Origin of the sequence: uncultured Tateyamaria sp. (assembly GCF_947487805.1) — a bacterium.
In the GTDB taxonomy this organism is placed as follows: Bacteria; Pseudomonadota; Alphaproteobacteria; order Rhodobacterales; family Rhodobacteraceae; genus Tateyamaria.
In genome coordinates this window covers 131,778-149,574 of the sequence record NZ_CANKXW010000001.1, presented here as the reverse complement: position 1 = coordinate 149,574, position 17,797 = coordinate 131,778, and the positions used below count along the sequence as shown (strand labels likewise).

Genomic DNA, 17,797 nt, shown 5'->3' with positions numbered 1-17,797 from the left:
ACCGGCCGTTTAGCGCCCCTAAACGCCCCTTAACGCCAAGTATCGAGCCAGCGGCGAAACCGGCCGCGGCGTTCCTGCACGGCGTCGCCTGCCGCCTCCCAACTGTCTTGCAGATCCTCAAGACGCGGATCGATCCGCGCCCGGCGGAACCGCCGCCACAGAAACCAGATCGCATAGAAGGACGCGGCCAGCAGGGTCAGCACGATGATGTTGACCCACGGGATCCCCTTGGACGCATCCGGCCCGTCCACGGGCTTGAGGCTGATCGCGTTGGCATAGATCGACAGGAACGGGCTGCGCCAGCCGTAGTGGGTCACGATCACCCATTGGGGATCGGCCTTGGTCGACACGACCTCTGCCGCCTCGGCCTGCAAGTTCGAGCTGTCGAGTTTGAAATAGGGCGGCCAGCCAAAACCCGTGTCCTCGTTGCGGTAGACGCTGACCCGCCCGTTGGCGCGGGTCGTGGTGATCAGCCGCAGGTCGCGGTTGCCCACATCGGTGTCGCCGCTGTCCGCCTGCGCATAAAACAGCCGCGACAGGCCCGAGAAATCCTTGCGAATGATCTCTGTCCCCGTCACGCGGACGATGTCCTTTTGCGGCAGGGTATAGTGCAGGAAGGCCCCGACAAAGACCCAGAAGGCAATCAGAAGTGTCCAGCCGATATAGCGCATGGGGGTCCCTTTCAGGCAAAGTTCACAAGGTAGATGGTGACACAGACCAGCGTCATGGGCACGATATAGACGCCGAGGATCAGTTTGCGACGCAGAGAGCTGTCATAGGTAGCCAGCCCCTGCTGGACATAGTCCTCGCGCGGGCCCGCGATATCGCCGGTGTCCCATTCCGCCTCGAGCCGGTCACGGGCGCGGGCGCGGGAATAGAGCGACAGCGACACATAGATCACCGTCAGCACCACAAAGGCGATCAGGAACAGTCGTATCAGCGCCATGTCATCTCCTTTGGACTGCGCCCCAGGGGCCGACGCGCTGGATCATGTCGCGCGGCGCGGGTTCGGGTGGTTCCATCGGCGCGTCATGCCCGAAAAGTGCGGCACGGGCACCGGCCTTGTCGGCCTTGTACTCGGCTTCGAGATACTGCGCGACATATTCCTTTTTCGTCTCGGGCCATGTGGCATAGGCGGCATAGAACGCCTGTTTGTGACAGATAAACAGTTGCCGCACGTCGCGCGGACACAGCTCGGCCAGCAGCATGTTGACCAGATCCGCGTCCGCTGTGTCGGCGGCGCGCAGGGTGTAGAAATAGGCGGGGTGTTCCGAGCTGATCCGCGGCCACGGCCCGCCGTTTTCTGCCCAGTTGACCAGATCGGCCAGACCGTGAAAGGCATCGGGCAGCAGGTGCGCGTGGTGCCGCGCCAGCATACGCATATCGCGCCGTGTCGTGCCAGCGAGGTCCACGCCCGCCTCTGTCACCGCGTCGATCAGGATGAAATCCATCTTTTGCCGCAGGATCGCCGCCCCGTCGACGCCGCGCGCCTTGACCACCGGTTCTGCCAGGTCGTTGAATTCGAGGAACTTGGCGATCCGGTTCCGTTCGGTCAGGTCAAAGGTGTATTCGGTCGGCACCCCGTCGGGTTTTTGCGAGGCCGCGATGGTGGCGGGATGGTCGAGGGTCTGAAAGATATAGAGCCCGCCGAAATGCGCCGTCCAGAAGTTGCCCTTTTGCACCCGCAGCGGGTTCAGCCGGACGGGGTTGCGGGTGACGTCGCCTGTCTGTCCGGCCAGTTGGATCATCTGGCCGATCAGCACATCGTCAAACCACGCGTCATCGGCGTTCAGAAAGGTGTCCACCTTGTCGGCAAGAGCCGCGGCATTGCGCACGGTGCCGCGGGTCGTGTCCGCCTCGACCGTGATGGCGCGGATGTCAAAGAGGCGCGCAGGGTGCGAGATGTCGTAGACGGAATTCACCAGCTCGCCCGCCACCGCATCGCGGGCCGTCAGCGCAAAAAGTGCCGCCTCGTTTTCGGTGATGAACCGTTTCAGGATGCCATGCGAGGTCGAGAATTTCGCGTCCAGCAGCGGGCATTTGCGCTGCTCGGTGGACAGCAGGATAAACTGCCGGTTGACCCCGTTGTGGTTGAGGTAGAGCGGGTCGCCCAACTCGTTGCCCACCTCCGGTGAAAAGCCCGAGATATCCACATAGAAATCGGTCAGCCCGGTGCGCTTGCCCGTGAGATGCTCAAGCGCGCGGTTGTACCGTTCGACCAGCGCCGGGCTCGCCACGTGGAACAGGTTGCCATACATCAGGCCGCGTTGGATGAGGCGGATCATGTGTGGCTCCTTGCGAGGCGGAAGATGAACGGGATGGCCAGCGCCAAGAGCGGCAGGGCAAAGGCGCGGTAGGTGATTTGGAGGTTGAAGCCGACATATGACAGGTAGCTGTCGTTGAACAGCAGCAGCGATTCCGAGATCGGGATCCCTTCGAACCCTGTCGCGGTGTTGACCAACGCCTGCGCCAGGAACAGAACGGCAGCCGCACCGACGAAGCCCCAGACACCCCAGCGCAGTGGCAGGATAGCCCCAGCGGTGAGGCCAGCGGCGATCATGAAGGACAGCAGGATCATTCTTTTCTCCGTCCCAGGAAGTACCCCGCAAATGACAAGGGGAGCGCCAGAACCGATGCCAGAATTGCGAAGTGAACCGCAGGGCCAAACGGATGCAGAGACAGGCCAAACATCCAAGCTTCGGCCATACCGATGCACCACAGAATCACAAAGGTCACGGCAACCCGTTTGAGAATGTTCAACACATGGTCGCGCCCCTCGACCGCGGCATCAAAGACCTTCAATTCGACAATGACCGGTATGGCGATAGCGAGCAATAACAGGACAAAAGACGGCATTATGGTTATCCCTTCCCCCCCAAATACCGCTTCTTCGCCTCTTCCTGCCGCCCAAAGTCGCGCACCATCGCCTCGATCGCCACCTCATCCGATTTGTCCGCATAGCGGAACTCGCTGTCGGCATAGCGGTTGATCTCCTGCACCACCATGTCGACCGTGATCGGCACGCGCAGCTCTGAGATCATCGCCTTCTTGGCATCATAGTCCTTGAACAGGAACAGCTCGGGGTTCTCCATCCACTCATCCGGCAGTTCGAAATCCATCGCGCGCACCTTGACCGCGTCGGTGATGTTCTTGATCGCGCGGCCGGTAAAGCGTTCGTCCGCCTCCTGGATCGCCTTGAGATACGTGCCCAGCTTGGCAATCGTGTTCAGATCACCCACTTGCCCATGCACCCGGTCAAACACCTCCATCAGCCCGGCCTCGTGCGGGCGCGAATGGCTGTCGAAACTGGCGGCGACGGCCTTCTTGATCTCCTGCGCCGAGAACAACTCATGCGCGCCCATGGGGATGTCGTGGTTCTTGCCCATCAGCAGGGCAAGGATGTCGATGTAATCCTCGCGCGTTTGCGGCCCGTCCACGAGGAACCGCGCGCCCGCCCGTTGGCGCAGGGCGTCGTCCACGTTCTCGGGATAGTTCGAGAACATGCCGAATGTGCAATTGCCGCGCACGACGGTGTTGGCCCCGGCAAAGCTCTCCATCAACACGGCGGTGATCTCCAGCTGGCCCGCCGACGACTGGCGGTCGCCCCGCTTGCCCGCAAGCTGGTCGATGTCGTCGATGGTGCCGAAACCGATGGCATTGGGGTCCAGCACGTTGTTGATGAACGCCTTGGCGTTCTGGCCGGACTTGCCCTGATAGCTGTCGATATTGTCGGTGCTCAAGTTCTGGTAGCGGAACGCATAGCCCGCCACCTGACAGTAATCGTTGATCAGCCCCGCCATCATCTGGATCAGCGTCGTCTTGCCCGTGCCCGGCTTGCCATCGCCCATGAAGGTAAAGATAAACCCGCCCAGTTCGGCAAAGGGGTTCAGCCGCCGGTCAAAGTCATAGGCCATCAGCATCTTGGCCAGCTTCATGGCCTGATATTTGGCGATATGGTTGCCCACGACCTCATGCGGTTTCTTGAAGGTCATGGTCAGTGTGGACGATTTGGCGCGCGAGGCGGGCGTGAACCCCTGTACGGTGAAATCATCCGCCTCCACATGCCAGCTGGCTCCGACAAAGGCGGCAAGGCGCGGCGCGGTCTGGGCGCGCAGGGCAACCTTTTCCATGCAGGCCTCGGCATAGGCGGTGATGGCCGCCACCAGATGGCTGTCATCGGGGGCGTGGGCGGCGATGTCCTGGTCCAACTCCCACAGCGCGCCGTGCAGGGCCGTCTGTCCATTGTCGGTCAGGATTTCCTCGACCTCGCCCACCTCGACGGTAACGTCCGACTGATGCGCGGACATCAAATAGGCGGTGGCATTGCAGAACACATGCAGCGTGATCAACGCCTCCGCCGCCAAAAGCTCGGTAAACTCGGTCTTGCGCGCGGCAGGCAGCGCGCCTTCCAGATTGGCGCGCTTGAGATCGCCAAGCCCCGACAGGGCCGCGTAATTTTCGGCCACGGCCATTGCGATGGAGATCGCCCGGCGCAAGGCGTTCAGCGCCGTCGCCTGCACCGGCGACATCAGCGCTTCGTCGTCATCCGCGCCCTCGATCGTGGCCATCACCTGCACCGCCCCGGTGGGCGTGGTGCGGCGGGTCACAAGGCCCGGCGTCGTGGTGCGAAACCGGCGGCGGGTGCCGATGCCCGCCGACCGCTCGGCCTGCGGCACATCCTTGCCCTTGCCGATCCGCGGGGCATGGTCAAACCCCTGCAACATCGCCAGCGCCATGGGATAATGCGCCGTGATCTCCGCCTCGCGCAGCTCCATCCGGTCCGATGTTTCACTCATGCCCATGTCCTCTTCATTGTTCCGGCAAATATGCCCGCCGGAGGCGCACGCCCGATCACGGGCGGCACCCCATCAATATCTCAGCACCCGGCCCGACGGGCTGACCACGAATTTGCGCACCGACCCGAACCCCGGCGGGTTCATCTCCTCCAGCGCCTGAAACGCCCGCTGGGGCAGGACGATGCTGCGGTCAAGCCGCGTGGCACCGGTTTCCGCACCGCGCCCGGTAAACGGATCCAGCGCGAACACCTGGCGTTCGACGGACGAAAACCACCCCGACCGTTCGGTCATCACCCGTTCCGACAGCAGGTTTTCCTCGGTCCAGACCAGCGCCCAGTCCTGGCCCGCAGGGGCGCGCGCCGCTTCGAGCACCTGGCTGATCGGGCCCGACTGTTTGGTAAAGGCCGAGGAATACATCGGCCCGAGGTGAAAGCGGCGCAGGCGTTTGGGGTGCAGGTCGTCGAAATCCTCGTCGAACCCCTTGGCAATCGTCACCAGTTTCAGCGCACCCAGCGATTGCGCCATCAGATGCGCCTGCGCCTCGGGCCAGCGGCGCTGGTCCTTGGGCAGGGCCACGCGGCCGCTGTCCTCCAGCTCCATCATGTAGACAATCGGCAGGTTGACCTGACTGTCGTAGACGGCCCAGTGCACGCGGAAGGTGCGCCGGTCATCGCCCTTGTTGCCGGTCCACACGATCTGCGGATCGTTGCGGGGCCAGAACAGGGTGCCCTTGAGCAATTCCTCGTAATAGAGCCGCTGGGACAGCGCGAATTGCAGCTTGGTCGGCACCTGCCGGTCGCTGATGATCACCTCGACCATCTGCTTTTTCAACTCTGCCGCGCTGGCCATTCCGTCCAGATGGCGTTCGGCCTGCTGGGCGTCGCTGGCCATGGTGATCAGCTCTTCGGCGGCGGGAAATCCGCTGTCATGCGCATCGATGGCGAGGCTGCCGAAAAACCGCCCGGTGTCGCGCCCGACCAGCAGGTATTTCTGGCTGAGCGCGCGAAACGTAAAGGTCAGCTCTGCGATATAGCGCGTCAGGATCTTGACCTCGTCCCGGTTCAGGTCGCCCTCCGCCTCCATCACGCCGGCGACACGTCCCAGATGCGAGGTGATTGTCTCGAACTTTTTGAAGTAGCGGCGCGAGGCAAAGAGGTCGGTCAGGCCGATGGTGTCGGGTTTGGAATTCATCAGAAGCACATCCATCTGAAGGGCAACATCAGGAGGTCCAACCCCGAAATACATGACAAACCCCGATCAAACCAACGCGGGTTCCGCTTTTCAGAGGCCAGCTTGGCGGTGCCGTCAGGCGCGCAGATTGACTGATTTTCGTGCTTCAACTCACCCGCCCTTGCGCGCCCTTGTCAGGATGAAGAGCCCCGCGAGGCCACACAGCAGGCCCACAAGGTTCACCCATGGCGGCGCGCCGAAGGCGAGCGTCGCGATCAGACTGAGGATGGAGACGCCGATGGCGGCAAAGCCGAGTTTCATGGTCTAGCCCCCATACGCGTTGCTGTCGTGTTTCTCCACGATCTGGGCAAAGCGGCGGGCAAAGCGTTCGTCGGCCTTGGCCTTTTGTTCCAGCACGTCGCGGGCAAAGACCATCTGGTCCTCGTGCGCCTCGAGCATGTCGGCCATCCGCGCGTTGGTGGCGGCACCGATCCCGGCCATGGCGGTCTGGGCCTCCTGGTCCGTCTTGACGCCGATCTCGTTGATGCGGTGGGCGACGTCCTGCTGCTGCGCGGTTTTCAACGACTTGGTCAGCGCGTCATAAAGCACCACGCGCTGTTTGGTGTCGGTCTGCAACTTGTTGATCAGCACCATCTGGGTCGCCGCCTGGTTTTGCAGGCTGTCGATCCAGGTCTTGCCCTTTTCGATATAGCGTTCGAGCGTCTGCGACTTGGCCAGCTTGACCTGTTCGTCCTGCACCATCTGGTTGTACTGGCTGTTCAGCTCGGCCAGTTCGGTTTCCAGCGCCGTGCGCTTGGCCGCATCGGTCTCCGAGGCGATCTTGTTTTCCAGCGTGATGATCTTGGGATCCATTGCCTGGATGTCGCCCTGCAACGCTGCCAGTTCCTGCACCGTGAATTCGCGTTCATCCAGTGTTTCGGTCAGGTTCCCCTCGACCTTGACCTTCTGCTCTTCGAGCATGGTCAGCTGGCCCTGCAACAGTTGCACGATCACATCCGATTTGCCGATCAGGTCCTGCAACTTGTCATCGATAGAGGCGGTGCGCACGCGTTCCTGACGCATCGATTCCGCCTTGGCCTTAGCAAAGATCCCGACAAAGCTTTCCCAGCCTGTCTTGGTCCGCATCTCGTCGAAATCCTTGGAGAACGCCGCCGTCACATCGTCGAGCCCCATGATCAGCTCGGCGATATTGGCGTTCATGATGTCGGTATGGGCGTGCACGTCCTCGAGGGTCGCGTTTTCGATATCCATCGCAATGTCGTCGCCGGCCTTCATCTTGGCCCGCGCGGTTTCAATCCGGCTGGTCAGCTCGGCGATGCGCGATTGCGCCTCTTGCACCTGCGCCTGAGACTCGCGCACCTGTGCGTCAAAATCTGCCATGAAAACACTCCCTCTTATCAATTACTTGTTCTACATATAGGTGATGTGAATGCGATTTACATCACCCGGATCTCCATTTTCACCCAAGTTTCGCAAATGCTGTGTCGCATGGGAACCCTCGGGTGGTGCTTTTGCGCTTGATCGACGCGAAGATTTGCCATTTTTTCACCCGGTCACCGAAGGGGAGAGAGCACATGGCATGGTCAGCCGACAAAACGCAGGTCAAAAGCTGGAACGAATGGGACACCTTGCGCCACGTGATCGTGGGGCGCGCCGATGATTGCCACATCCCGCCCGAGGAACCCGCGCTGGACGCCAAAGTGCCCGAGGACAGCGATATGCGCGGTCAGTGGGGGCGCCGTCCGCAAGAGACGATCGACCGCGCCAATGAGCTGCTGGATACGTTCGCAAACCAGTTGACGGCGCGCGGCATCCGGGTCGACCGGCCCACGTCGATTGACCATTCCCTGCCCGCGACCACGCCGGATTTCCACACGGACAGCCAGTTCGGCTGCATGCCGCCGCGAGACGTGTTGCTGACCGTGGGGCACGAGATCCTTGAGGCGACGATGTCTTATCGCTGCCGGTGGTTCGAATACCTGAACTATCGCCCGCTGATGCAGCAATACTGGGATGAGGACCCGAATTTCCGCCACGAGGCCGCGCCCAAGCCGCGTCTGACGGATGCCGATTACCACCCCGATTATCTGAGCGACAAGATCGGCGTGGCCAAGCGGCTGGAATGGGCGGCCGAGAAGTTTTTCGTCACCACCGAAGAAGAGCCGTTGTTCGATGCCGCCGATGTGCTGCGCTTTGGCAAGGATCTGGTGGTGCAGCACGGGTTTACGACGAACATGAAGGGGATCGAGTGGCTGCGCCGGCATTTCCCCGACCACCGCGTGCATGCGGTGAACTTTCCCGGTGATCCCTATCCGATCCATATCGACGCGACGTTCACGCCGCTGCGGCCCGGTCTGATCCTGAACAACCCGCAGCGTCGTTTGCCCGACGATCAGCGCAGCATGTTCGAGGCGAATGGGTGGGAGATCGTCGATGCGGCGCAGCCTGCGCATAACACGCCGCCGCCGCTGTGCTATTCGTCGACATGGCTGTCGATGAACGTTCTGGTGCTGGACCCCAAGACCGTCTGCGTCGAGAAATCCGAGGTCTATCAGGCCGAGCAGATGGACAAGCTGGGCATGGAAGTGGTCGAGGTCGAGCTGCGCGATGCCTATGCGTTTGGTGGCGGGCTGCATTGCTGTACGGCGGATGTGTACCGGGATGGCGACTGCGAGGATTATTTCCCCAAGCAGTAGGGCACGAAGCCGCGCCATCGGCAGGCCGCGGGCTGTCGATCCGACGGGAATGCGGGTGCGCTTTATGGTGGCAACGTCTTTGTTCGGTCGAGCGGCGCGCTGACACGGATCTATCGACAGGCCGTCCGGGCGGCCTGCCGATGGCGCGGCGGCCTGCGGCCTTGATTCCGCGCTATGTGTCGGGGGTCAGGCGGTGGATCATATCGCTGTCGGCGTCCTCAAGAGCGTCGATCACGTTGAAGTGGTGTTCGCCCGCTGTGATCACGTGGCCTGCCCCCCACGCGTCGGCCAGCCACTGCGCCTGATCCAGAAAGACGGGGCGTTCGGATGCGCCGACCCAGACGGTGACGGGCACGTCCGGGCGGGGCTGGTGGCGGGGGCTTTCTGTGCGGGCCATGGCCGCATCCAGCCCGAAATCCGCGTTCATCGAGGTGCGCAGCAGCGGTGTGAGGTCCGATACGGGCGAGATCGGCATCACATGCGCCAGACGGTCGTGGATGGTCTCGTGCAACATACCGGGCGCGCACATCCGGGCCACGAGATGTCCGCCTGCGGAATGGCCGGCGAGGCTGATCGGGCCGGTGGTGGTGGCGGCGATGCGGGTGACGGCCTGGGCGATTTGCTGGGTGATGCCTGCGATGCGGATGTCGGGGCAGAGGTCGTAGGACGGCATCGCCACGGTCCAGCCCCGCGCATTCGCTCCGGCGGCCAGATGGGACCAGTCGTGCCGGTGGAATTTCAGCCAGTAGCCCCCGTGTACGAAGATCAGCGTGCCGCGCGACGGGCCATCCGGGCGAAACAGGTCATAGGCCATGCGGTCCGACGGGCCATAGCTGACGCCCAGCTGCGCACGGCCCCCAAGGCCCGTGCGATAGGCATCGGCCTGGGCCGCCCAGCGCGGGGGGTAGTCGGCGGCCCCGTCGATATAGGCCCCGTTGGCATAGGCGTCGTCCAGATCTGGCGTCATGGTCTTTCATCCTTTGGAACTGGACAATGCTAACGCGGGTTGGTTCAGATGCAACAGACCTGAAAGGATGTGCCATGCTTGACCAAACCACCGATCTGAAATCGATGCTGTCCGATCCCGGCCTGCTGGAAACGCGGGCCTATGTGAATGGCGTCTGGGTGGATGGCGACAATGGCACCTTTGAGGTGACGAACCCCGCGCGCGGCGACGTGATCGCGCAGGTGGCCGATTTGAGCCGGGCGCAGGTGGCCGAGGCCATCGCGGGCGCGCGGGCCGCGCAGAAGGACTGGGCCACGTGGACGGGCAAGGAGCGCGCGGCCACCCTGCGCCGCTGGTTCGACCTGATGATGGAACATCAGGACGATCTGGGCACGATCCTGACCGCCGAACAGGGCAAGCCGCTGGCCGAAGCCAAGGGCGAGGTCGGCTATGGCGCGTCCTTTGTCGAGTTTTTCGCCGAAGAGGCCAAGCGCATCTATGGCGAGACCATCCCCGGCCATCAGCGTGACAAGCGGATCACGGTGCTGAAACAGCCCATCGGGGTCGCGGCATCGATCACACCGTGGAATTTCCCCAACGCGATGATCGCCCGCAAGGCGGCCCCTGCGCTGGCGGCGGGCTGTGCCTTTGTCGCGCGTCCTGCCGAGCTGACCCCGCTGTCGGCGATTGCGATGGGCGTGCTGGCCGCACGCGCGGGCATTCCGGACGGCGTATTTCAGGTGGTGACGACCTCGGACGCGTCGGAGACGGGCAAGGAGTTTTGCGAGAACCCTGCCGTGCGCAAGCTGACCTTTACCGGGTCGACGCAGGTGGGCCGCATCCTGCTGAAACAGGCCGCAGATCAGGTGATGAAATGTTCGATGGAGCTGGGCGGGAATGCGCCGTTCATCGTGTTTGACGATGCGGATGTGGATGCCGCCGTCGAGGGCGCGATGATCTGCAAGTTCCGCAATGCCGGGCAGACCTGTGTATGCGCCAACCGCATTTATGTGCAGGCGGGTGTCTATGACGCCTTTGCGGCCAAGCTGAAGGCGGCGGTCGAGGACCTGCATGTGGGCGACGGGCTGGAGGACGGTGTAACCACCGGGCCGCTGATCACCGACAAGGCCGTGGAGAAGGTGCAGGATCATCTGAACGACATCGTGGCCCATGGCGGCACGATCCTGACCGGCGGCGCGCCGCATGAACTGGGCGGGACGTTCCTGCAACCCACCGTGGCCACGGGCGTGACGCAGGACATGAAGGTCGCGCATGAAGAGACCTTTGGCCCGCTCGCGCCGCTCTTCAAGTTCGAGGATGTGGATGATGTGATCGAGATGGCCAATGACACGATCTTTGGTCTGGCGGCCTATTTCTATGCCAACGACCTCAGCCGGGTGCACAAGGTGTCCGAGGCGCTGGAATACGGGATGGTGGGGGTCAATACCGGCCTGATCTCGACCGAGGTGGCGCCGTTTGGCGGCGTCAAGCAATCGGGCCTCGGCCGCGAGGGATCGCATCACGGGATCGAGGAGTTCCTCGAGATGAAATACGTCTGCATGAGCGTGTGAGGTGTGGTGGGCAGATTGCCCACCCTACCCCGGGGGGGCACCGCATCATTTGATCGGCAAGCGCAGCTTGGCCAGGTCGGTGCCGACCACGACATTGCCGTCGAACCCGCCATCACGCACAGCGGCGTCATAGTCCGCGACAGTCAAGCCGCCGTTCGGCAATGGATAAGGTCCCTGTCGCGGTGCACCCACAGGTGGGATCAGATGTGTCAGCATCAAATGCTGCGCGCCCGCGCGTTGCGACAGCCCACCCAGATCCGTGGCCGTCGATTGGCGGAAATAGATCGGCGGGGGGAACCCGGTTGTGCCGTCTGGCCCCATGACGGGGTGGATGACGGAATGCACAACGATATCCGCGCCTTCGGCCAACAATTCGACCTGCGCGGAGGTGGACGTGTCGCGCGGTGGGGCGGGGCTGTCATTGCCTGCGTCCCCTCCGATGACCACACTGCCTGCGGGCGTATCGACGCGGTAGGATGCGTGGCCGGGCACGTGGCGGCTCGAGATGGCAGAAACGGACACATCGCCCTTTTCCCAGACCTTTTGCGGGGTTTGCGACGCCGGGAATGTCATCAGGTTCAGCAACTCGGCGGGACCGCCGGGCAGGCGTTTGGGATTTTCGGCAAGACGCTGGGCCATCTCTCCCGATTGGATCAGCACGGCACCGATTGCCTTGGCAAAGTTCTCGCAACTCATGATGTGCCCGGCCCCGGAAGGCGCATCCTCGTGGCAGACCATATCAACCTTGGGTCCCGCGGAATTGAAATGCCAGCGCAGTTGCATCATGTCGGGCAGTCCTTCGGAGTGATCCGAGTGGATGTGCGTGAAGAAGACCGCAGACAACCGCCCGACCGGCACGCCGATCTTGGACAGCTGCTGTGTCGTGCCGCGCCCGGTGTCGAACTGCAACAGAACATCCCGGCAGCCGGTCTCTTCCTCGCCATAAGTGACCAGCGTGCCGGACCCGGCCTGACCCTGAAACACGGGCGGGCCACCTTGCGTGCCGGTCAGCGTCACTTCGAGACAGGGGGCCGCAAAGGCATGTGTGCCGTGCAGGGCGCCAAGGGCAACAGCCAAGGCTGCAACGCGCTTCAACATGATAAATCCTCCCAAATTCATCGATATTTTCTAAATTTGACGGTTTTACCGTTTTTTTCGCGGTGGCGCAAAAGAAAACGCAGCAGACGCGGGGCCTGCTGCGTTGGTGATCTGTCCAGATGTGCGGCTTATTCCGCGGCGCGCCGTGGCAGCACCCAGCCGGGGCGGACGAAGTGGCAGGTATAGCCGTTGGGGATCCGCTCAAGGTAGTCCTGATGCTCGGGCTCGGCCTCCCAGAAATCACCGACGGGCTCGACCTCGGTCACGACCTTGCCGGGCCAGAGGCCCGACGCGTCCACGTCCGCGATTGTATCGAGTGCCACGGCCTTCTGATCCTCGTCCACGTAGTAGATCGCCGACCGGTAGCTGAGGCCCCGGTCGTTGCCCTGCCGGTTTGGCGTGGTCGGGTCGTGGATCTGAAAGAAGAACTCCAGAAGTTCGCGATAGGAGATCACGGACGGGTCATAGATGATCTCGATCCCCTCGGCATGGGTGCCGTGGTTGCGATAGGTCGCGTTGGGGACGTCACCGCCGGTATAGCCGACCCGTGTCGCCTTGACCCCGGGTTTCTTGCGGATCAGGTCCTGCATCCCCCAGAAACATCCCCCCGCCAAAACTGCGCGTGCGTCGCTCATGCCACATCCTCCACCTGGTTCAGATACTCACCATAGCCTTCGGCCTCCATGTCGTCACGGTGCACGAACCGCAGGGACGCGGAATTGATGCAATAGCGCAGCCCGCCACGATCCCTGGGGCCGTCCGGGAACACATGGCCCAGATGGCTGTCGCCGTGTTTGGACCGCACCTCGGTGCGGATCATGCCGTGGGTCGTGTCGCGAAACTCTTCGACATAGGCGGCCTCGATCGGTTTGGTGAAGGATGGCCAGCCGCAGCCGCTTTCGTACTTGTCCGACGAGGCAAAGAGCGGCTCTCCGGAGACGATATCGACGTAAATCCCCGGCTCCTTGTTGGACAGCAACTTGCCCGTGCCGGGACGTTCCGTGCCGCTTTCCTGTGTGACGTGGAATTCCTCGGGCGACAGCGTCGCGATGACATCCGGGTCCTTGGTGTATTTGGTCATGTGGCCCCTCCTTGGGTATTGCGTCCTTGCCTTCCTTTATGTGGCGTGCCGCCGCCGGATTGAAAGAGGGTGACGTTGCGCGGCCCGGCCCTAGATCACCTGAAAGCGGTCAAGGGAGGGCGTCTGATGCGTGGCATTTTTGCGGTTGTTGTCTGGCTGTGGGCCTGTGTGCCCGGTTGGGCGGGGATTACCGATATCTCGTTGCCGTCGATTGATGGCGGCGATCTGCGCCTGAGCGAGATGGCGGGCCAGCCCATTCTGATCGTCAACACCGCGTCGCAATGCGCCTTTACCGATCAGTATCGCGACCTTCAGGCGCTCTATGACCAGTACCGCGACGATGGGCTGGTGGTGATTGCCGTGCCGTCGGACGACTTTCGCCAGGAACTGGACGACGCAGAGGCGGTGCGCGCGTTTTGCGAGATGACCTATGGGATCGACATGCCGATGACGGACATCCTGTCGGTCAAGGGTGCGGGGGCGCATCCGCTGTACCTTCAGATCAAGGCGCAAAGCGGGTTTGTCCCGCGCTGGAATTTCAACAAGGTGCTGATCGCGCCGGATGGCACGGTGGCCGCCACGTGGGGGTCCCGCACCGCCCCGATGTCGCGCGATATCCGGCGCGCAGTCGAGGCGATGCTGCCGCAAGGCTAGCGCCTCAGGGCGATGTGGTGGTGGTGGTCGTGGTGCCTTCGCTGCCATCGGTGCCCAGGAGGATCACGGCCACCCCGGCGGCCGCGGCCAGTGCGCCCAGTTCCGGCGTCAGGGTTCCGCCCAGCAAGGCGCCGTTGGTGACCGGGCTGGGGGGCGGTGTTTCGGGTGTTGTGCCCGTTTCTTGGGCATGTGCCGCTGTGGCCAGTGCGAATGCTGCAATTGCAGCCAGTGTCATCCGAATCATGTCGTGGTGCCTCGTGCTGTCGTGAACATCGGCGCGACAGTGACAGCAGGGGCGCATGCCGCAACGCAGCGGCGCCGACAGGCGGGAAACCGGTGATGGATTGCCAGACGGGCGCGCCCGCTCGGCAGGAAATGGCGATGGACGGAAAATGTGATCAAGGCTGCGGGACGCAGATCGTCACGCCGTGATCCGCAGACACGAAAAAGGGGCCTGCGAAATATACAGGCCCCTCAAATTTCTGGAACGAACTTAAAGGCTTAGTTCGTTGTTGTCGTGCTGTTTTCCGAACCGGCGATGAACACCAGCGCGGTCAGACCGGCAACTGTGCCAACAGCTGTCAGCGAGATCACTGTGCCTTCGGCTTGACCGGCGACGATTTCAGCACCGTTGCCACCGGCAACAGTTGTGTTCAGCGGGACGTCCTGCGCCAGAGCGGCGGTGGACGATGCAGCGACGAGAGCGGCTGCGGCAATCAGTTTGAATGTGTTGGTCATGATATGACTCCTTTACGAACTATCTTTGGTTTAGGCCAACTTGGCCGGGAATTCAACAAAGTTCGGCGAAGCGCCCGCCGCACTGTCTGATTTTTGCCGCAGCGCGGCGGGGCGATTATTTTTTAATCCTTCGGGTCCGGATGTAGCCCAGTTCCGGCCCACCCCACTGGCGGGATTGCACGACGACGCCGTCGCGGCGGTCCACCCAGTAGTCATAGGTGATGATGCCGCGCGTACCGGTGCAGTTTTCTTGCAAGTGCACGGTCGGGAAACCCCGCTGGACAATCTCGACGGTCTCGTTGCCGACAGTGCGCATTTCGCAGTCCAGATCCACGGACCGGGTCTGGTTGTCACCGTCCACGTAATACACCGTGTGCAGCCCGGACACCGGCGACCGGCGCTGGATACCCGTCACCGCCGCGTCCGCATTGCTGGAGGCCAGATCATTGCCCAGCCCACGTGTGGCAACGAGGACGCCGCCCCGCATCACCAGCATGGCGTCATTGGCGGTCCGCCAGGTGCGCAGCAGGCCCGGCCGGCTGTCGCGCCGTTCCGAGAACGGGACGAGGAAGGCCGAGGTGTTGCGGTTTTCGACGGTGACCTCGAGCGACGGCACGGTCAGCTGGCTGATCAGGGCCGGGGTCAGTGTCGGCAGTGGCGCCGGCCCGCCACGGTTGCCACGGTTGGCGCGGATGACATCGACATAGGTGCGCAGCTGCGCCGCCTGGGACGACGATTGATCATTGCCACCCGTACACCCGGCCAGGCCCAGCGTCGCGGCGACAATCGCGCATGTGATGGCTCGCATCATTCCCAAACCCTTCCCCAGTCGCCGGTCAGATCACTCACATGACCATCGCGGACTTGCCCATACAGACGCCCCGGCACGTTCAGACGCGCGCCGCCATCCCGCTGGATCGGGCGAATTGTCGTCGACACCGACTGTCGCGAGGGTCGTCCGATGAACCATGACACAGGCACGGTCAGCGTGATGCCCTTGTCGAACGAGCCTTCGCCGAATTCGGCCGCAGACACGTCCGTGAGGGTAAAGAACCCGCCGACACGCCACCCGTTCTCGAACTCGCGTTCCAGCGAGACCGTGGCGCCCACGTCTCCGGCGAGATACCGGCCCACGTCAAGCTGTCCGTAATACCCCTTGCCGAACTCGTAATAGGCCGACACGTGGCCTGTTGCGACGCTGTAGTCCTGGAAGCCAAAGGCCTGATCGAAATCGCGCTGGCGGGCATAGTTCGCCTCGACCCCCAGTGCCAAACGGTTGCCCGACGGTTTCCACAGCAGTTCAGCGGACACGCCCCCGAACATCTGTTCAAGATAGCCTGCGGTCACACGGGCATAGGTGCTCTTGCCCGGTTTCCACTGTTTGGACACATAGAGGTTTTCAATCGTGGTATCCGCTGCACGGGCATAAAGGATCGCATCGGTCCGCACGCGCGGCAGGACCGAGTTGGACAGTCGCGTGCTGTCGGTGATGGTGCCGGTCAAGCGGTGGCGCACCTCGCCTGCGACCAGCCAGCCGGGAGCAAAGCGATACCGTGCCTCGGCGGCGATGCCCGCGTCATAGCGCAGCGGTTCGTCCGGGTCGAAATAGCTGGGACGGAAATAGGGGCCGAGCGACCAGCTGAAGCGCGGGTGCACGTCATCGACCTTGACCGCGTTCGCCGCAGGTTGTGGCGCGGCGTCGCTGATGACGGCCTTGGACAGGAGCAGGTTGGCCGCGTCCGGCTGGAATTCCAGCGTTTCGATGTCACGCCGCGAGATGGTCACGGTCGACAAGGCCAGACCGTTGTTCATCAGCGTGATGTCAAAGGTTTCGACCGACGGCGGCAGGATCCGTGCAAGCGCGCGTGCCGTGCGGCCCACGACGATGGCATGGTTGTCATAGCTGATGCTGGACACGCGGGCTTCGGCGCGGGTGCCGGTTGTCGACAGGGTCTCGAGCCGGATTCCGTTTTCGCGCAGCTCGGGCTGGACGGCATCGCGGATCACGACCGGTGCGCTTTGGGCGCTGGCCCATGCGGTGTCATAGGCGGCCGGGTTGGATGCGCGGCTGGGACGCACGATCACCGGGCGCGGGCCGGAGACGGTATAGGGTGCGGCGGGCGTTTTCGGGTTGAACTGGAATTGCGCATTCAGCCCGATTTCGGACCCATAGAGCCAGTACCCACCCACACGCAGGTTGTTGTTGAGCTGGTACTCCACACCAAAGTTCAGCCGCGAATCCCGGCTGAACACGCCGCGCGACGTTTCCGCGGTATAGGCGTCGCTTGAATATTCTGCCTTGAGGCCGAGGCGGTCGTTGACCTGCCATTCGACACCGGCAAAGGGCGACACCGGCCCGCGGAACCACTGATCCGTGGCGGGTTCGCCGCCCGTGTCATTGGGGTTGAACACCGGGCGCACGCCACCCGACAGCGACCCGATACTGCCAAGCGAGCCCAGACGCCCCCAGCCCAGACCGCCCGTGACCTTGATCTTGCCCGGCAGGCGGAAGGGACGTTTGAAGTTCTTGGTCGCGACCAGGTATTCCGCCGCATAGATGCCCGTGCCCGCGAAATCCTGCAAACCGACGGTCACGGCAGGGCGGAACCGGCTTTCCTTGAACAGCAGGTAGCGGACGTCGAAACTGCGGTCGCGGTAGGTGTCGAACCCGTCCGAGTTCCAGTCCTGAATGCCGATATACCGGAACGTGGCCGAAATCCGTGGAGAGAACTGGAAGGTCAGGTTTGTCCGCGTCTGGCCGCCGAAATTGGAGACGCCAATGGCCAGGTTCCCGTCCGGCAGGGCTTCGCCGCTTGGCAGGTCCACGATCCCGGGAACACCGTAAAAGTTCAGCGAGGGCGCAGAAGTCACAACCTTGGGTTTGTCCGCGCGCCCCTGCGCCTGTGCGATCGTCGCTGTCACGCCGATAGACAGACAGCAGGCCGTGGCCAACAGTCGTGCTTTTTTGGTCTTGGGCATGGTTGTCACTGTCCGGTTCAAAATAGATTTTTATTGGTTGCGCCGTT

Annotated in this window: 20 protein-coding genes; 3 read left to right on the top strand and 17 right to left on the bottom strand. The window is 62.8% G+C overall.

Features of this window, described 5'->3' with window-relative positions; genetic code table 11:
• Nucleotides 1-29: 29 nt before the first annotated feature.
• From Q0949_RS00775 to Q0949_RS00735, 9 genes are all read right to left on the bottom strand, one after another.
• Nucleotides 30-671, bottom strand: a complete 642-nt coding sequence (locus tag Q0949_RS00775; RefSeq protein ID WP_299367163.1) for a DUF1523 family protein — start codon at nt 669-671, stop codon at nt 30-32.
• Nucleotides 672-682: 11 nt separating this feature from the next.
• Nucleotides 683-946, bottom strand: coding sequence for a hypothetical protein (locus Q0949_RS00770; protein WP_299367160.1), 264 nt, complete (start codon nt 944-946; stop codon nt 683-685).
• Nucleotide 947: 1 nt separating this feature from the next.
• Nucleotides 948-2,285, bottom strand: a complete 1,338-nt coding sequence (locus tag Q0949_RS00765) for a DUF6638 family protein (RefSeq protein WP_299367157.1) — start codon at nt 2,283-2,285, stop codon at nt 948-950.
• Nucleotides 2,282-2,578: a hypothetical protein gene (locus Q0949_RS00760; protein ID WP_299367154.1), complete on the bottom strand. Its 297-nt coding sequence runs from the start codon at nt 2,576-2,578 to the stop codon at nt 2,282-2,284. Before Q0949_RS00760 ends, Q0949_RS00765 begins: the two co-directional genes overlap by 4 nt.
• On the bottom strand, nt 2,575-2,856 hold the full coding sequence (locus Q0949_RS00755; RefSeq protein ID WP_299367151.1) for a hypothetical protein: 282 nt from the start codon (nt 2,854-2,856) through the stop codon (nt 2,575-2,577). Before Q0949_RS00755 ends, Q0949_RS00760 begins: the two co-directional genes overlap by 4 nt.
• A gap of 5 nt (nt 2,857-2,861) precedes the next feature.
• On the bottom strand, nt 2,862-4,796 hold the full coding sequence (locus Q0949_RS00750; RefSeq protein ID WP_299367148.1) for an ATP-binding protein: 1,935 nt from the start codon (nt 4,794-4,796) through the stop codon (nt 2,862-2,864).
• A 72-nt stretch (nt 4,797-4,868) separates the two neighbouring features.
• Nucleotides 4,869-5,987 (bottom strand): hypothetical protein, encoded by a 1,119-nt coding sequence (locus Q0949_RS00745; RefSeq protein WP_299367145.1) that lies wholly within the window; start codon nt 5,985-5,987, stop codon nt 4,869-4,871.
• A gap of 150 nt (nt 5,988-6,137) precedes the next feature.
• Nucleotides 6,138-6,287, bottom strand: a complete 150-nt coding sequence (locus Q0949_RS00740; RefSeq protein ID WP_299367142.1) for a hypothetical protein — start codon at nt 6,285-6,287, stop codon at nt 6,138-6,140.
• A 3-nt stretch (nt 6,288-6,290) separates the two neighbouring features.
• Complete coding sequence (locus Q0949_RS00735; protein ID WP_299367139.1) at nt 6,291-7,367, bottom strand: hypothetical protein; 1,077 nt, start codon at nt 7,365-7,367, stop codon at nt 6,291-6,293.
• A 194-nt stretch (nt 7,368-7,561) separates the two neighbouring features.
• Here Q0949_RS00735 and Q0949_RS00730 point away from each other — a divergent pair, with 194 nt between their 5' ends.
• Entirely contained in the window at nt 7,562-8,683 is a 1,122-nt protein-coding gene (locus tag Q0949_RS00730) for a serine/threonine protein kinase (protein ID WP_299367137.1), read from the top strand.
• A gap of 172 nt (nt 8,684-8,855) precedes the next feature.
• On the opposite strand, the gene Q0949_RS00725 is transcribed toward Q0949_RS00730, so the two are convergent.
• Nucleotides 8,856-9,650 carry an alpha/beta hydrolase gene (locus Q0949_RS00725; protein ID WP_299367132.1) on the bottom strand — a complete coding sequence of 265 codons (795 nt, stop codon included), beginning with the start codon at nt 9,648-9,650 and terminating at the stop codon, nt 8,856-8,858.
• A 74-nt stretch (nt 9,651-9,724) separates the two neighbouring features.
• On the opposite strand from Q0949_RS00725, the gene Q0949_RS00720 reads away from it, so the two are divergent.
• The gene (locus Q0949_RS00720; protein WP_299367129.1) at nt 9,725-11,200 is read left to right on the top strand and encodes an NAD-dependent succinate-semialdehyde dehydrogenase; all 1,476 of its coding nucleotides are present in this window, start codon (nt 9,725-9,727) and stop codon (nt 11,198-11,200) included.
• A 45-nt stretch (nt 11,201-11,245) separates the two neighbouring features.
• Here the strand turns inward: Q0949_RS00720 and Q0949_RS00715 are convergent, their stop codons facing one another.
• The 3 genes from Q0949_RS00715 to msrB form a co-directional block, all read right to left on the bottom strand.
• Nucleotides 11,246-12,298, bottom strand: a complete 1,053-nt coding sequence (locus tag Q0949_RS00715) for an MBL fold metallo-hydrolase (RefSeq protein ID WP_299367126.1) — start codon at nt 12,296-12,298, stop codon at nt 11,246-11,248.
• Nucleotides 12,299-12,426: 128 nt separating this feature from the next.
• Entirely contained in the window at nt 12,427-12,933 is a 507-nt protein-coding gene (gene msrA / locus Q0949_RS00710) for a peptide-methionine (S)-S-oxide reductase MsrA (protein WP_299367123.1), read from the bottom strand.
• Nucleotides 12,930-13,379 carry a peptide-methionine (R)-S-oxide reductase MsrB gene (gene msrB, locus Q0949_RS00705; protein WP_299367121.1) on the bottom strand — a complete coding sequence of 150 codons (450 nt, stop codon included), beginning with the start codon at nt 13,377-13,379 and terminating at the stop codon, nt 12,930-12,932. Before msrB ends, msrA begins: the two co-directional genes overlap by 4 nt.
• 126 nt (nt 13,380-13,505) lie before the next feature.
• Here msrB and Q0949_RS00700 point away from each other — a divergent pair, with 126 nt between their 5' ends.
• Nucleotides 13,506-14,033 carry a glutathione peroxidase gene (locus Q0949_RS00700; protein ID WP_299367118.1) on the top strand — a complete coding sequence of 176 codons (528 nt, stop codon included), beginning with the start codon at nt 13,506-13,508 and terminating at the stop codon, nt 14,031-14,033.
• 4 nt (nt 14,034-14,037) lie between these two features.
• Here the strand turns inward: Q0949_RS00700 and Q0949_RS00695 are convergent, their stop codons facing one another.
• The 4 genes from Q0949_RS00695 to Q0949_RS00680 all read right to left on the bottom strand — a co-directional run bounded on the left by Q0949_RS00695 (nt 14,038) and on the right by Q0949_RS00680 (nt 17,750).
• The gene (locus Q0949_RS00695; protein ID WP_299367115.1) at nt 14,038-14,277 is read right to left on the bottom strand and encodes a hypothetical protein; all 240 of its coding nucleotides are present in this window, start codon (nt 14,275-14,277) and stop codon (nt 14,038-14,040) included.
• Between the two features lie 257 nt (nt 14,278-14,534).
• Nucleotides 14,535-14,771, bottom strand: coding sequence for a hypothetical protein (locus Q0949_RS00690; RefSeq protein WP_299367112.1), 237 nt, complete (start codon nt 14,769-14,771; stop codon nt 14,535-14,537).
• Between the two features lie 115 nt (nt 14,772-14,886).
• Nucleotides 14,887-15,582, bottom strand: coding sequence for a YjbF family lipoprotein (locus Q0949_RS00685; RefSeq protein WP_299367109.1), 696 nt, complete (start codon nt 15,580-15,582; stop codon nt 14,887-14,889).
• Nucleotides 15,579-17,750, bottom strand: coding sequence for a YjbH domain-containing protein (locus Q0949_RS00680; protein WP_299367106.1), 2,172 nt, complete (start codon nt 17,748-17,750; stop codon nt 15,579-15,581). Before Q0949_RS00680 ends, Q0949_RS00685 begins: the two co-directional genes overlap by 4 nt.
• Between the last annotated feature and the right edge of the window lie 47 nt (nt 17,751-17,797).